This is a genomic window from Nitrosospira briensis C-128 (assembly GCF_000619905.2).
Lineage (GTDB): Bacteria > Pseudomonadota > Gammaproteobacteria > Burkholderiales > Nitrosomonadaceae > Nitrosospira > Nitrosospira briensis.
In genome coordinates, this window is sequence record NZ_CP012371.1 from 2391711 (window position 1) to 2407851 (window position 16141).

10 protein-coding genes are annotated in these 16141 nt (G+C 53.0%); 7 read left to right on the forward strand and 3 right to left on the reverse strand.

Annotation, left to right across the window (positions count from 1 at the left end; translation table 11 throughout):
* Positions 1-181 precede the first annotated feature (181 nt).
* The 4 genes from F822_RS10765 to F822_RS10780 all read left to right on the forward strand — a co-directional run bounded on the left by F822_RS10765 (position 182) and on the right by F822_RS10780 (position 8068).
* Positions 182-1195: a methyltransferase gene (locus tag F822_RS10765; protein WP_025041934.1), complete on the forward strand. Its 1014-nt coding sequence runs from the start codon at positions 182-184 to the stop codon at positions 1193-1195.
* Positions 1196-1479: 284 nt separating this feature from the next.
* Positions 1480-3309, forward strand: coding sequence for a S9 family peptidase (locus F822_RS10770; RefSeq protein ID WP_231623484.1), 1830 nt, complete (start codon positions 1480-1482; stop codon positions 3307-3309).
* A gap of 530 nt (positions 3310-3839) precedes the next feature.
* Positions 3840-7181, forward strand: a complete 3342-nt coding sequence (locus tag F822_RS10775) for a hybrid sensor histidine kinase/response regulator (protein WP_025041932.1) — start codon at positions 3840-3842, stop codon at positions 7179-7181.
* Positions 7178-8068, forward strand: coding sequence for a GGDEF domain-containing response regulator (locus F822_RS10780; RefSeq protein ID WP_025041931.1), 891 nt, complete (start codon positions 7178-7180; stop codon positions 8066-8068). The genes F822_RS10775 and F822_RS10780 overlap by 4 nt, the downstream gene beginning before the upstream one ends.
* A gap of 128 nt (positions 8069-8196) precedes the next feature.
* On the opposite strand, the gene F822_RS10785 is transcribed toward F822_RS10780, so the two are convergent.
* The 3 genes from F822_RS10785 to F822_RS10795 are packed head-to-tail and all read right to left on the reverse strand — an operon-like array spanning position 8197 to position 10099.
* Entirely contained in the window at positions 8197-9063 is an 867-nt protein-coding gene (locus F822_RS10785; protein WP_036576635.1) for a hypothetical protein, read from the reverse strand.
* Positions 9064-9066: 3 nt separating this feature from the next.
* Complete coding sequence (locus F822_RS10790; protein ID WP_025041929.1) at positions 9067-9468, reverse strand: ExbD/TolR family protein; 402 nt, start codon at positions 9466-9468, stop codon at positions 9067-9069.
* The gene (locus F822_RS10795) at positions 9455-10099 is read right to left on the reverse strand and encodes a MotA/TolQ/ExbB proton channel family protein (protein WP_025041928.1); all 645 of its coding nucleotides are present in this window, start codon (positions 10097-10099) and stop codon (positions 9455-9457) included. Before F822_RS10795 ends, F822_RS10790 begins: the two co-directional genes overlap by 14 nt.
* Before the next feature lie 496 nt (positions 10100-10595).
* Here F822_RS10795 and F822_RS10800 point away from each other — a divergent pair, with 496 nt between their 5' ends.
* From F822_RS10800 to F822_RS10810, 3 genes are read left to right on the forward strand one after another with little or no spacing between them, the layout of a single operon-like run.
* The gene (locus F822_RS10800) at positions 10596-12542 is read left to right on the forward strand and encodes a PAS domain-containing sensor histidine kinase (RefSeq protein WP_025041927.1); all 1947 of its coding nucleotides are present in this window, start codon (positions 10596-10598) and stop codon (positions 12540-12542) included.
* A gap of 10 nt (positions 12543-12552) precedes the next feature.
* On the forward strand, positions 12553-12987 hold the full coding sequence (locus F822_RS10805; RefSeq protein WP_025041926.1) for a response regulator: 435 nt from the start codon (positions 12553-12555) through the stop codon (positions 12985-12987).
* Positions 12987-16073 (forward strand): EAL domain-containing protein, encoded by a 3087-nt coding sequence (locus F822_RS10810; protein ID WP_025041925.1) that lies wholly within the window; start codon positions 12987-12989, stop codon positions 16071-16073. The genes F822_RS10805 and F822_RS10810 overlap by 1 nt, the downstream gene beginning before the upstream one ends.
* Positions 16074-16141 lie beyond the last annotated feature (68 nt).

Consider the following 16141-nt stretch of genomic DNA (forward strand, 5'->3'; position numbering starts at 1 on the left):
ATTGAACTATCGGGTTTCAGCGTTGGTACTCATGGTTAGCTGGATGTCTTGGTCCGAATATAAAAAGTCCGATAGCGGAGTGGTAGGATAATGTAACGAAGCCTCCAGATGCAGCTGAAGCGCAGCCAATCGGGAAGGCTTCAGCTTCCCGTAATCGTCATTTTCCTCATCTGGAGAATCAATGGAAAAACAGCTTACTCCCGAAAATATCTTGCAGACCGGCATGGCCTTCTGGCCATCCAAAACTTTACTCTGTGCTGTCGAGATAGGGGTTTTCACAGAACTGGCGCAAGGCCCGGTGAACCTTGAGTCACTTCAAGAACGGCTGGGCCTGCATCCTCGCGCGTCGCGCGATTTCCTTGATACGCTGGTGGCGCTCGGCTTCCTGAAGCGGGAGGGCGATCGTTATAGCAATACGCCGGAGACCGATCTGTATCTCGACCGGAAGAAACTCTCATACATCGGCGGCATCCTCGAGATGGCAAATCGCCGCCTCTATCCGATCTGGAATAACCTGACCGAAGCGCTCCGCACTGGCAAACCGCAAAACGAATGCAAGAATAATGAAGCGGATCTCTTCGAGACCCTTTATGGCGACGCTGCGGGCTTGAGGGAATTTCTTACGGCCATGACCGGCGTCAGCCACGCGTCTAATACGGTCATCGCGAGCGCTTTCCCCTGGCAAAGGTACCAGACCTTCGTCGATATCGGTACCGCCCAGGGAGACCTCGCTGTGCAGATCGCGCTTGCGAACCCTCACTTGCGCGGCCTGGGATTCGACCGGACGGAAGTTGAACCGGTCTTTCAGCAGTATGCCATGGCGACGGGTGTCGCGGACCGCGTCGTGTTCATAGCCGGCGATTTTTTTAAGGATGACCTGCCCAAGGCAGACGTCGTGCTGATGGGGCATATCCTGCATGACTGGGACTTGCCCACGAAAAAAATGCTCATCCGCAAGGCGTATGATGCGGTTCCCGCAGGCGGTGCGCTCATCGTTTATGAGTCGATCATCGACGATGACCGTTCAAAGAACGCATTTGGATTAATGATGAGCCTGAACATGCTGCTGGAGACGCCGGGAGGCTTCGATTACACGGGTGCCGATTGCAAAGGATGGATGCAGGAAGCCGGCTTTTCCGCCATGCGTGTAGAGCCGTTGGCTGGGGCGGACTCGATGGTGATCGGGATCAAGTAAACGGTTATCGCCGGGCGCCGCCATATCGGTCGGCCTTCATCATTACTAAAGATACTCTATCCGAAATTATTTGTATTATTTTCGATACGGCCTCTCACCACGCCGCTATCGGCGCGAAAGCGCAAAAACGCTGATGCATATCCTGTAAAGTTATTGTGTCGGCGCAAATCGGGCGTGCTTCATTTTTCCGACAAAATTTTTACGCTGCCTGTGTTCTCGAGAATGCCGGCATACCCATCAATGAGGCCTATCCTTACATGAAACGCTATACCATTGAGCAATTCATGGCGACAATTTCTATAGCCGGCGCTTCGTTCAGCGCTGACGAGAAGCGCATTCTTTTCAGCAGCAATGCATTGGGTATTTTCAACGCTTACACGCTGCCGGTAGAGGGTGGCATGCCAGAGCCTTTGACCCGGTCCGCATCAGACAGTACATTTTCCGTCAGTTTTTTCCCCCACGACGACCGGGTGCTATTTACCAGGGACAAAGGTGGCGACGAGAATTATCATCTTTTTCTGCTTGCTCCAGACGGTTCGGAAAAAGATCTGACGCCGGGAGATGGGCTCAAGGCGCAATTCATGGGGTGGAGGCCGGATGGAAGCGCGTTTTTTGTTTCCAGCAATGAGCGTGATCCCAGGTTCTTCGATCTGTACCGGTATGACGCCCGGACCTATGCCCGCGTTTTAATATACAGGAATGAGGAAGGATTCGACCTTGGCCCCATCAGCCGCGATGAGCGATGGATTGCACTGAACAGGGCCCATACCACATCCGATAGCGATATTTACCTGTTCGATGCCACCCGGCAGCAGGTAAAACACCTAACCCCTCATGAGGGCGCTATCAGCTTGCAAGCCGAGACTTTCGACCCGGCTTCGCAAAAACTATTTTTTCTCACCAATGAGGGAAGCGAATTCAAGCGTCTGTGCACCTATGACTTGACCACCAGAGTGGTCAAAGATCATGAAAGCGCCGATTGGAATGTGATCAACACCTATTTCTCCAGGAATGGACGGTTTCGGGTTACCGCAATCAATCAGGACGGCAGCGTGGTGGTTCGGATTGTGGAGATCGTGGCGGGTGAGGGCGCAGCGGAGGAAGAGAAGCCCCTGACTCTCCCGTCGCTGTCACTGCCTGAGGGAGAAATCCGGGGCGTCGTCTTTTCGCAGAGTGGCGCCCGCATGGCGTTCTACGTGAATGGGGATCGCTCTCCCGATAACCTGTTCGTTCACGATTTCAATACGAAGCAGTTTCAGCAGCTTACCCAGAGCTTGAGCAAGGAAATCGACCCTTTGGACCTGGTGGATGCGCAGGTGGTCCGTTTCAGGTCTTTCGACGGAATGGTCATACCGTCTATTTATTACAAGCCGCACGAAGCCTCCGCGACAAACAAGGTGCCCGCCATTATTTATGTCCATGGCGGTCCGGGCGGGCAAACAATGCGCGGATATAACGCGCAGATCCAATACCTCGTGAACCACGGCTATGCGGTGCTGGGTATCAACAACCGCGGCAGCTCCGGATATGGCAAAACCTTTTTTACCGCAGCTAATCGCAAGCACGGGCGTGAGCCCCTTTGGGATTGCATAGAAGCCAAGACCTTCCTGGCCAGCCTCGGCTACATTGACCATGAGCGCATCGGCATCATGGGCGCCAGCTATGGCGGTTATATGACGCTTTCAGCTTTGGCGTTTCGCCCCGAGGCGTTTAAAGTGGGCATTGATATTTTTGGAGTGAGCAACTGGCTGCGAACGCTGGCAAGCATACCGCTCTACTGGGAATCGGTCCGTAAAGCGATTTATGATGAGATCGGTGATCCTGTGAATGACATCGATATCCTCGTCGCCACCTCGCCGCTTTTTCACGCCAGGGAGATAAGAAAGCCCTTAATGGTTATCCAGGGTGCCAACGATCCTCGCGTGGTCAAAGCAGAGAGTGATGAGATCGTGGAAGCCGTCAAAAAAAATAATGTTCCGGTGGAATATATCGTTTTTCCGGATGAAGGCCACAGCTTCACCAAGAAGAAGAATCAGATCGAGGCCAACCGCCGGATACTGGAGTTTCTGGACAAGTACCTGAAAGGCAATGATGTAACGAAGGACGGAGAATAGACGATATAACCTGACTCCGCCTGGGACTGGTCCAATAAGCGAAGCGCATTGCGCCGTATGATCAGTTCAAGTGCAAACCTCGCCCTTGGAGTTTGTAATGTCCAGCTCAAGATTATTCCGTTGACCGTTCAGCCTGAGATTTTCCGGCAACCCGCAACGCGAGTATTTTCGCCCCCCGCGAGACTGGTCAACTCGCCTTTGAGTTCGGTCACGTACCCAGTGATATCAGGCTAAATCTCCTCCGCCACGACTTCGATAAGCCGGTTTTTGCCCGCATTGCGATAAATAGTTGGCGGCCAGCGATGCCATCAGTCGCCATATTCAGGTTGGGTATAGCGCCTAAGCATATAACCGTCGCAGGCTGTTCTCACGTCACGGTTAGGATGCCATCCGAGAAATCAGCCGTATTTGATCCCGTCCGCGCAAATCTGCACAGGATTTGAATTAGACATCCGTTAATAACCACTTTAGATCACAAGTCCACGCGCCGCAGCAGCCCGATGGAGCCAGAACAAAACAGAAGGAGATCAATGACAATTCGGAAAATGAGTTACATATTTTACTTCGTGACAGGGGTGCTTATCTCCCTGCTTACCTTATTTATTGCGCTTCGCTTCCTGGAGCACCGGAAACTGGATGATGCCCTGAATGTTCGCTACGCTTCCTTCCTTGCCGCGGATGAGTTGCGCCGGTCTTCCGACGACCTGACGAGCATGGCTCGTGCCTACGTGGCCACCGGCAACCCGAAGTTTGAGCGAATGTACCTGGATATAATTGCGATCCGCGACGGCGGCCACGAGCGCCCGCCGCACTATGAGCGCGGTTACTGGGACCTCATGATCGGTGATGCGGGCTTCCGACCGGGTCCTGGGCGCAAGCTCTCACTGAGATCGAGAATGGAAGAGCTCGGATTCACGGCGGCAGAGCTTGCAAAGCTCGAGAAAGCCCAAAACAGTTCACGCCTGTTGATGGAGCCGGAGCGCAAGGCATTTGGTGCGATGAAAGGGCTGTTTCAAGACCCTGCCGGCCGGTTTAATGTGAAGGGCACACCTGATCCCGAGTTGGCCCGCCGCCTTTTGTATGATGAAAGCTATCATGTTGCAAAGGCCGGGATCATGCGGTTGGTGAACGAATTTTATGAGCTGTTCGACGAGCGCACGGCCCGTGCCGTGGTTGCGGCCGAGCGCCGCGCTACCCTTTATGTTTACGTCGTCTTTCTCACACTCGCCTTTTTCCTGGTTTGGCTCGCTGTTTCGTATCGGGTTGTGCGGCGAAAAGTACAAAATCTCGTGCAGCTCGAAGATGAGACGCGGAGTATCAAAGACGTGGACCAAGCCGTTCAGTTCCGGGTTGACTCAAATGACGAGATCGGCAATCTTTCCCGTGCTTTTACTGCCGCTCAAACTGAACGAGACCGTTACTTTAATCAATCTCTCAACTTTCTTGCCATCTGCGACTTCGATGGTTACCTCAAACGATTGAACATAGCCTGGGCCAAAATTTTTGGCTATTCACCGGAGGAACTGCTGTCCCGGCCGTTCATAGACTTCGTCTTCCCCAGTTCACGTGCGGATACTACGGCAGAGCTGGATAAGCTCATAACCGGCATTCCCGTTTCCTTTGAAAGCCAGATGTGCTGCAAGGATGGTTCCTCCCGCTGGGTTTTATGGAACGTGGCGGCAATACAGGATGTTCGGGAATTCTACTTTTCGGGCCAGGATATTACAGCGAGGAAAAATATTGAGATAGAGTTGCAGAAAGCCCGAAAAGCAGCAGAGGCGGCGAACCGTGCCAAGAGCGAGTTTCTCGCAAATATGAGTCATGAAATCCGCACGCCCATGAATGGCGTGCTCGGCACCGTCGGCCTACTTTTGAATACATCACTAACGGCGTCACAGCGCGAGTTGGCAGGGTTGGCACGTGCCAGCGGCGAGACACTCCTGACCATCATCAATGACGTTCTTGATTTTTCAAAGATCGAGGCAGGAAAACTTGTTATTTTGCCTGCCCCATTTGACCTGCTTCAGGCTATTGAAGAGGTGGCGGGTATGATTGCCATGCAGCCGACAAGAAAGAAAGATGTAAATGTAATAGTGCGTTACCCGCCGGATGTGCCGCGCTATGTATTTGGCGATCTGGGGCGTATCCGTCAAATACTGACTAATTTGGCCAACAATGCCATCAAGTTTACTGACAAGGGTCACGTACTCATCAATGTAGAGGTCGACGCACTCGACGAAGACGAGGTCTCGCTTCGTATAAGCGTGGAGGATAGCGGACTCGGAATCGCGGCAGATAAACTGGAGAGCCTGTTCGACAAATTCACGCAGGCCGATAACACCACTACACGACGTTACGGAGGTACCGGTCTGGGTTTGGCTATCAGCAAGCAATTGGTTAAGTTGATGGGCGGCACCATCGCTGCGAAGAGCCGGGTTGGTATTGGATCGACCTTCTGGTTTACTCTGCGCCTGCCTTTACAGAGCGAGCAGCCGGTCGATACGAGGCCGCATGTTGAGCTTGCACGTGTTCGTGTGTTGATCGTGGACGATAACTCAGCTAACCGTTTGGTGCTGCAAGAGCAACTCCGCGTCTGGAAGATGCGCATCGGGAGTTGCGTATCAGGTGTGGAAGCACTCCGAGCATTGCGCGAAGCTCATGTTGCAGGCGATCCGTATCAGATCGCGATCCTTGATTATCAAATGCCGGAGATGGACGGAGAAATGCTGGGTCAAATCATTAAAGCGGATCCATTGCTCCACAACATACAATTGGTGATGCTCAGTTCACTGGGACAAGAAGGCGACATCAGGGAGCGGCTCAAGAGGGTCGGTTTTGCGGCCTATCTGGTCAAGCCGGCGCGGCAATCAGAACTATTGTCGACCCTGGTGAGCATCTGGGACGCACACTGTCACCAGCGGTCTGTAAACCTCATCAGTAGCCAGTCTTCTCTCCATGAAACCCGTGAGACACAGTCGGCCCACAACCTGGAGCGTCCATTTACTGGTACGCGCGTGCTGCTTGCAGAGGACAACGCGACTAACCAGATTGTCGGAGCAATGATGCTGCGGAATCTGGGCTGTAATGTAGATGTCACTGCCAGTGGCCGGGAAGCAATGCAGATGATAGATGCATTTTCCTATCATATCGTATTTATGGATTGTGAAATGCCCGAGATGGATGGTTTTGAAGCCACTACTGCGATTCGTCGCCGGCCCGACCTTAAATCGAGGCTCCCCATCGTTGCGGTAACGGCGCAGGCAATGCATGGCGATAAAGAACGGTGCCTGCTCGCAGGCATGGACGATTACATCAGTAAACCGGTAACGCAGGAAGATTTTGCCGCGGCATTGACACGTTGGGTACCCAGTAAAGAACTGCAACATAGTTGTGAAGCCCAAGAGCACATAACAAGGAATGATGAAAAGGCGGGCAACGCTAATTCACCTGGCTACCCTCCATTTCCGGTCTCCTCATCTCTCTCGGACATCTCCTCCGCATTGAACCCGGCAGTCATTGCCCGTTTGCGCACATTGGCAGAAGCGACGGAGCCATCTTTGATCGGGCAGATATTCGCGTCGTTCCTGAGCGATGGGGCCGAACGCCTCAACAAGCTTCAAAATGCTCTTGATGGAGGCGATCCTGAACTTCTGCGCAAGACCGCCCACGCTCTCAAAGGTGCCAGTGCGAATATCGGCGCATATCACATGGCGGATATTGCTCAACAGCTGGAACTCTTGGGTAAAGCGGGTAGCATGAGCGGAGCTGCGGTTTTGATAGAACAAATCGAAGGCGAATTTGAACGTGTTAAGAGCGAGATTGCGGAGTCTGGCATAAATTGCCTGCCGTTGTCGGATACGGATCCATCATGAAGATACTCATTGCGGAAGACGATACCACCTCACGCCTTTTGTTCAGCGCTACCCTCAGAAAATTAGGGCATACCGTAGTGGCTGTAGAGGATGGGCACGAGGCTTGGAAAGCCTGGCAACAGGGCGAGTATTCTCTACTCATATCTGATTGGATGATGCCGCATATTGATGGTTTGCAGTTGTGCAGGATGATTCGTGGAGAACCCGGCCTGCAATATACCTACGTTATTCTTCTTACGTCGCTGGACAGCAAAGGCAGCTATCTTGAAGGCATGGACGCAGGCGCCGATGATTTCATTACCAAACCATTCGATGAAGAACAGCTGGCAGCCCGGCTGCGGGTCGCCGAACGGATATTGGGCTTACACAACAGGCTGCATATCCAGGCAACGCATGACCATCTGACCGGCGTATGGAATCGAGGCGCAATCATGGCTTATCTGCAAAAGGAGCTGGAACGGGGACCGCGCCAAGGTGCCTGCACAAGCGTTATCGTAGCGGACCTCGATCACTTCAAGCGAGTCAACGATACTTACGGGCATCCGGCAGGCGACGAGGTATTGCAAGAGGCAGCCCGGCGCATGGGACTCGCGTTGCGTGGTTATGACCGTATCGGACGCTATGGAGGTGAAGAGTTTCTCATCACAGCATCGGGTTGTGACGGGAGTCAGGCTGAAGCCCTCGCCGAAAGAATCTGTCGTTCTATCAGCGCAGAGCCTGTTAACAGTCGGTTCGGAAAAATCCCCATGACCGTGAGCTTGGGCGTCGCTACGGGCTATGGACAATGTGAAGATGCGGGTATGCTCATTTCAGCCGCCGATGAGGCGCTTTATCGAGCAAAAAAGGCGGGGCGTAATCGGGTTGAAACGTCCATCCGGAAGGTTTGACAAGGTCCAGCCCATCAATGAAGCGAACGTGCAGCTGATAATCGCCAAACGGTTCCGCGGGTTTTTGTTGACGCCCCTACCGCTTGCACAATCATTCAATTCTTGGATACCTATTCTCGATTTCGCTGTTACCGTCGTCGAACCGGCGCCTCGCTGTCACCAAAAAATTCGCGTATCAGGAAATCCTCCAGTCCCTTGCTGTCTTCCAGGCGCGACGAGAGGACAACGACCCGGTCGAGGCGGTATGATTCCCAGTTGAAGTCGCCTTTGTGATATTCCCGGATCAGCTCGATCATCTTCCGGACGACAGCACGCTGAATATCTACACCCGGTCCGGCATCCACTTCGATCAACTCCCGCCGCGGGACACTGCTGTCCTTTTTCCAGGCGCGGAACAGAAACTGCGCGTTGCGCGGCCCCATTCTTATGATCTGGAATATTCCGCTTGCGCCGGGTTCTTTAAGGTTGCGCATGACGTTCGCCATCCTGAGCTCTTCCGCGGAAGGTTCGCGCTCGACAGCTTCGGGTTCCTTGGGCTCATCCTCAAAGATTCCTCCCGCGCGGCGGCGTTCCCGCGCTTCATTCATATAGGCCAGCATATCTTTCGGCTGCGCTGAATCCGGCGCTGTCTTTGCGGCTGATGAGCTATCTGCCCGGGCCTCGCTTTTTGCAGTTCCCTTTTCAGCGAGACGCTTCACCGGTTCCGCTTTTTCGGCGCCCAGACGGGGCTGTGGCGGCGGCTTAGGCTGTGGTTGAGGCTTGACAGGGGTAGGAATTTTGACGCTCTTCTGGGGAACCGGCAACGCCTTTTGTGCTGGTTTTTCTTCAGGCAGCTCCACAAAGCTTGCTTCGATCGGCGGTGGCGTTTCGGTCTCGCCCTCTGAGGACGCGAAAAGAAATCCGAATGCCCAGATGATGATCACCCAAATGATGACCGCCAGCGGCACGGGCCACCAGAATTGGACTTCCTTCGGCCTGGACTTCAGTGTCAGCATGTATTACTGGTGCTTAACCGCAATCAAAAAGTGCTGCGCGCCAGCGGACCGGGCTCGCAACATCGCCTGCACGACAATACCCTGCGGCGCATCGTTGTCTGCGGATACCACCAGTTTCTGTTCGGAATCCTCGAGTAACGGCCTCAGCGTATCGGCCAGTGTTTCCAGGGTAACGGACGTCTGGTTAATGAAGATTTTACTGTCGCTTGTCAGTGTCAGCGTTACAGGTGCCTTGGTACGGAGCTTTTCGGCTTTCCCCTGGGGTAAGTTTACCTGAAGGGAATCCAGATTTTGCATCGATAATGATGCCAGCATGAACGTGGCAAGCAGGAAGAACATCACATCGATCATGGGGATGATCTCGATTCGGCCTTTGCGATAAACCCTCGGTTTACGCAGCTTCATGGTCGCCCTCCTGGTCTAATCGGATATGGTCGATCAGGCGCGTACCCAAACGCTCCATCTCATCCATAGTCTGTGATTGCAAACCAGAGAAGTAATTGAATCCAAAGAGGGAAATCAGCGCGATTATCAGGCCGACAACAGTCGCAATAAGCGCTTCAGCCACGCCGCCCGTTACAGCGGTTGGATTGACGATACCTTCGCCGCCGATTATCTGGAATGCGCGCATCATGCCGATAACCGTTCCTACGAGCCCGAGCAAGGGCGCGGCGGTAACGGTGGTTTCCAGAAACCATAGCCTGCGGGCGAGGGATTTTTCTATCAGTTGGGCTTCATCCGCGGCCCGAGATTCGGTCCACCAGGATGGACGGTGGCGATTGCTGATTACGACCTCGAAAAATCGCTTGTAGTAGTGGCGCTCATCCAGGCCCGAAAGTATTTTTTCGAGGTCGTGCCATTCAAAACCATAGGTTTCGACGAGGTTCAGCAGATCGTGCGAGAGGCGAGCATAACGCCAATAGACAAATCCCTTCTCCAGCATAATGGCCAGAGCGATGATGGCCAGCAGAGACAACGGCAAAATAGTAAATCCACCGAGCGTTAGCGCGGTCCAGGTTGCATGAAGTTCTTGCATGTTTATCTCCGAACGGGTGATATGTCCGCTTGTTAAATAGATGGATTATAAGATGAAGACCGATACCGTTTTCGGCAAGATGGCTCGAGCGAAGCGCAACGGCCGAGAGGTAAGAGGGATTGGTGATTGTGAGTTACGGCTTATACCTTACTCTCCCGGGAAAAGCACTTATTCTCGCTTATTGTAGTTAGAAAATCATTCTCGCTCATTATCGGCAGGAATTTATCGATGCGGGACCATGGGTGGCATTTTCTTCCTCCTGTGCGAGGGATTCTGGTCAGGCTCTCGAACTGATTCCCACCTGCCAAGCTGTAAAATCTTACAGCTATTCACACACCTTGTTTTAGGGTTTCATAGTGCTGTTATTTCTCCGGATTATTATCTGAACCAGCAGGTTTCCCGGTAGCTCCAGATTTTCTTAATGACATCTCCATATAAAAGCTGGACAAAAAGTGTTGCGGGCGCTTCGGGGGCCCGATATGACACAGCCGGAGCTATGCAAATACAGAATGCGCACGCCAGACTTGCCGATATTCTCGATCAAAGTTTGACCGAGATTTGTCTTTTTGATGCTCAGACCTTGCATTTTCGCTATTTGAATAAGGGTGTACGGCGCAATCTGGGCTATGACATGGATAGGCTACCCCTGATGACGCTACTCGACATCCAGCCGGAATTAGACGAAGCGTCGTTCCGAACCATGATCAGCCCACTTGTCAATGGCAAAAAAGAGGTTCTGATTTTCGAAACGATGTGCTTGCGTGCCGATGGCACCCTTTACCCAGCTGAAGTCCACCTGCAGTTGGTCATGCAATCAGATCGCAGAGAAATTCTTGCCATTATGCTGGATATCACGAATTGCCGCCGTGCCCAGGTAGCGTTGCAGGAAAATGAGGCGCGTTTTCGAATCATTGCCAATACCATCCCGCAGCTCGCATGGATATCGGAAGCCGATGGATCCAGGTCTTGGTACAACCAGCGTTGGTATGACTACACAGGCACAACGCCCGAAGAAATGAAAGGTTGGGGCTGGCACAGGGTGCATGATCCCGCGCTACTGCCTGGGGTAATAGAAAAATGGAACGAAGCTACAGTCGCCGGGCAGGCGTTTGCCATGGAAGTTCCCCTACTCGGCGCGGATGGGCAATACAGGATGTTCCTGACACGGGCGGAGCCGTTAAAGGATGCGGAAGGCCGAGTAGTGCAATGGCTTGGTACCAATACCGACGTAAACGATCAGAGACTGGAGGAGAAGGCGCGACGCGCAACTGAAAAGCAGCTTCAGGTGGTGATGGAGAGCATGAGTGAAGGTCTTGTGATCTCGGATTCAAGCGGAAAATTACTGCATTGGAACCCGGCAGCACTGAGGATGCATGACATCGGTAATGCGGAAGAGGTCTTGATCAATCTACGCAGCTTTGCACGGCTCTACGAGTTATCCACTGTTGAGGGCGCCATTTTGCCTATCGAGCACTGGCCGCTGGCGCGCATTATCCGGGGCGAGCAGCTGCATGATCTGGAGTTGCGTGTCAGGCGCCTGGATAGAGAATGGACGCGTATCTTCAGTTATTCCGGCGCAATTTTGCAGTATGGCAATGACAAAGACCTAGCGTTTATGATGATCAAGGATATTACCGAACGTAAATATGCGGAAGAAGCGCTGCGGGATGCCAAGGTAAACCTCGAGCATAAAGTCAATGAGCGCACTGCTCAGCTCGTGGCGAAGAGCAAAGAGCTGGAAAATTTTTGTTATTCGGTATCGCATGATCTCAGGGCGCCCCTGCGCGGGATAGCGGGCTATAGCCGTCTTCTGCTCGAAAGTTACCAAGAGTGTCTTGATGAGGAAGGCCGCGGTTTCCTGAAGAATGTCGGTGTGGCAACCACGCACATGAGCAGTTTAATTGAAGATTTGCTCTCTTATTCAAAGCTTGAGCGGCGAAAGCTCTCTACAACGGCCGTCAGGCTTTCCAGCTTCCTGCCTCAGCTATTGGATCAATTCAAGGACAGCATTGAAAATGTGCGTCTAACGGTTAAAGTCGACGATTTGCGCATTAGTGCCGATCCGGATGGTCTCGCGATCGCATTGCGTAACCTGATCGATAACGCGCTCAAGTTTTCCAGATTTGTCCTGGAACCAGCTATCGAAATTCTTGCGCAGCCTGCGGATGGCTACTGCATCCTCTCGGTGCGGGATAATGGAATCGGATTCGACATGCGTTTTTACCACAAGATTTTTGAGATATTCCAGCGCCTCCATCGAGCCGAAGACTACCCCGGAACGGGTATCGGGCTTGCAATGGTGCACAAAGCTATGGAGCGGATGGGAGGACGCGTATGGGCAGAAAGCGAACTGGGTGGTGGGTCGGTCTTTTATCTGAAATTACCTCTATACGGCACAGCTACAGTTACAGCAGTTACCCCGGCAGTTTCCGAGCCGGGTTAGCAACAGATCGATGAATACTACGTTGCCAATCTTGCTCATCGAAGACAATCCAATGGATGTGGACCTGACCCGGCGCGCGTTTATCCGGCACAATCTGGCCAATCCTCTCGAAGTAATGCGTGACGGTCAGGAAGCAATTGATTTCGTGGCAGGCTGGAGGGCAGGAGATCCCGTGCCTTCCGTGATATTGCTCGACCTGAAGCTCCCAAAAATCAGCGGACTGGAAGTCCTGAGGGTCATTCGGGCGCACCCCGATATCGGAACCGTCCCAATCGTAGTTCTTACGTCTTCGGCCGAGGATGATGATATTCGTAAAGCCTATTTGCTTGGTGCAAATTCCTACATCGTGAAGCCGGTGGATTTTGAAAAATTCATTGATGTGGCGCGGCAGATCGAGCTTTATTGGACAGTTCTCAATATGCATAGCTTTTCAAAGCCGGCATAATGAAAATCCTCTATCTGGAGGATAATGCCCTGGACGCCGGTTTGGTGCGGCTGGAGCTGAAGAAACGTGCACCGGATATTCAACTGGACGTAGTCGGGACATTGGCCGAGGCATTGGCACGGATTGAACGATTCCATGAAATTTATGGAACCAGTCTGGAAAACCCGACAATCATGAGGGTGGAGGAAGATGCTTCACCTCGCTACGATCTGATCCTGACCGATCTCAATCTTCCCGATGGCAGTGGCAGAACGTTGCTGGCGAGGGTTCGCGGTCAGCATTTGCCGCTTCCCGTCGTCGTACTTACCGGTTCGAGCAACGAAGAGGTATTAGTCGAATTACTCCGGGCCGGCGCGGACGATTACGTCATAAAGCGTGACGGCTTCCTTGAAACGCTGGCTCTTGTGCTGCGTGCTGCATTCGACAAGTTTCGCACGGAAACCTATAGAAGAGCCGCCGTGCTCAGGATTCTTTACGTCGAGCCTGATGCGCATGAAATCGATCTGGCCAAGCGAGAACTGGCTTCCATCGCTCCACACCTGCATATTGAATCGGTTCAGACAGCAGAGCAGGTTTTTCAGCGTTTTGCAGCCTCCGGTCCGGATGCCGCCATTGACGTTCTTCTACTCGATTATTATTTGCCCGGTGCTTCCGCTACCGATATTTTGAAGGAGCTGTGCCAGGTGCGCGGGTTTGATCTGCCGATCATTCTGGTTACCGGTTCCGGCGACGAAGAAATTGCGCGGCAGTCTCTCAAATTGGGCGCCGCTGATTATGTGGTGAAAAGTGTGGGTTATCTTCAACGGTTGCCCACGGTCATCGAAAATGTCTGGCTCCGGGCCGAATCAAATCGCAGAGAACGGGTTTTACTGGAAGAAAGGACCCGGCTTTCTCTTGCCACTGAAGCCGCCGCGATAGGTATTTGGGAGTGGAACACGGTTACCGGCAACATCATCTGGGACGATCGCATGTACGAGATTTATGGCGCCCCACGCGGGAGCGCAATCACATATGAAATCTGGAGATCCTATACTTATCCCGACGACTTGCCCGAGCAGGAAGCGCAACTAAAAAAAATCAGTACGGAAAATGGGCGCGCACAGCTTGATTTTCGGATTTTGCGCGGGCACGAAACCATACGTCACCTGCATATTGCCAAAGCGGTGAAATGGAGCACGAACTGTAACGACCTGCGAATAGTAGGCACGGCCATTGACATTACGAAGCGCAAGCAGACCGAACTGGCAATTCAGGAGCACGCCATGCAGCAGGGCCTTATTGCAGCGTTCGGGCAACGGGCACTCGCCAGCGCCGATCTTGACGAGCTATGGGATCAGGCTGCGGTAATTGTTTCCCAGGGACTGAACATCGATTTTTGCAAGGTTCTCCAGCTTGCGCCGGACTTACGTTCTTTTGTACTCAAGGCAGGTTCGGGTTGGCAAGCCGGCTGGATAGGCCGCAAAATATCATTCACTTATGAAAACAGCCAGAACCGGTTTGTTCTTGCGAGTCACCAACCGGTCATCGTAGGAGATTTCCACTCCGAAACCCGTTTCAAGCCTTCGAATATTCTGCGAAATCATGGTATCCGCAGTAGTGCCGATGTGCTTATCTCGGGCGCCGGCGGCCCGTACGGTATACTGGGAGCCTATTCCCGCGAAGCGCTCCGCTTCACGTCGGGTAGTATCAACTTCTTGCAGAGCCTGGCCAATATTATTGCGACTGCTATCGACCGCAAGGCTACAGAGGAGCGGCTCACCTATCTGGCTCAGTTCGACCCCCTGACGGAGTTGCCCAATCGAAGCCTTTTCCTCGATCGTCTCAGGCGGGCCATGGAGCATGCGCAGCGCAGCCGATGCCGGGTAGGTGTGGTATTCGCTGATCTGGATCGCTTCAAGATCGTTAACGATACGATGGGCCACAGCACCGGCGATAAATTACTGGTGCAGGTTGCGCAACGGCTGCAACGATGCGTGCGTTCATGCGATACGGTTGCGCGATTGGGTGGAGACGAATTTGCGTTCATTCTGACCGATCTGGCTCAGGCCGAAGACGCAACCCTGGTTGCAGAAAAGGTAATTAGTGCTCTCTCGCTGCTCTTCGAGTTGGAAGGGCAGGAAATTTATATTTCAGCGAGTCTTGGAATCAGCATTTATCCGGGAGATGGTACGGATGCGGATGGCTTGCTCAGGAATGCCGACACGGCGATGTTCCAGGCTAAAGAGCAGGGCCCAGCCATTTATCGCTTCTATTTGCCGCAGATGAATGAGCGCGCAGTAGCCCGCCTCAAAATTGAAACTCAGCTTCGTGGTGCGCTCGCGCGGCGCGAGTTCGTGCTGCACTATCAGCCGAAGGCAAGTTTGGTCAGTGGCGAAATCACCGGTTTTGAGGCGTTGCTGCGTTGGCAGCATCCAACGCATGGGCTCGTGCCGCCGCTTCAGTTCATCTCGGTGCTCGAGGATACGGGACTGATTGTTTCAGTTGGCGAATGGGTGGTGCGAACAGTCTGTGAACAGATAAAAACATGGCAGAACCAAGGACTTTCCTTGTATCCGATATCGGTCAATCTATCGGCACGACAGTTTCAGCAGCAAGACCTCGATTCGTGTGTTGGAAGGACTCTGCAGGTCACCGGAATTGATCCCCATTTGCTGGAATTCGAGCTGACTGAGTCGATATTGATGAAAGAAGCCGAAACAACCGCCAATGCGCTGCAAAACCTGAAAGCGTTCGGTGTGCAGATATCGATGGACGATTTCGGTACGGGTTACTCAAGTCTTGCCTACCTCAAGCGGTTTCCGCTGGACGTAATCAAGATTGACCGCGCGTTCATCCGGGACGTTACCACCGATCCGGACGATGCAACCATCGCCGTGGCGATGATCAAGCTGGCCCACAGCCTGGGGCTGAAGGTGGTAGCTGAAGGCGTTGAAACCAGATCGCAACTTGATTTCCTGATAAAGCACGGTTGCGACGAAATGCAGGGCTTCTATTTTTCACGACCCCTTCCGCTCGAGTGTGCCTCGCTGGCGCTTATCAAAGGTTATCGGATACCGATGAGCAACGGATCACTGAATGAAGGATGAGCTTGCGACTCACCGTCAATAGCGCTCTCGTCTCAGGTTTAACCGCTCCCAATTGCTATAAAGTCCTT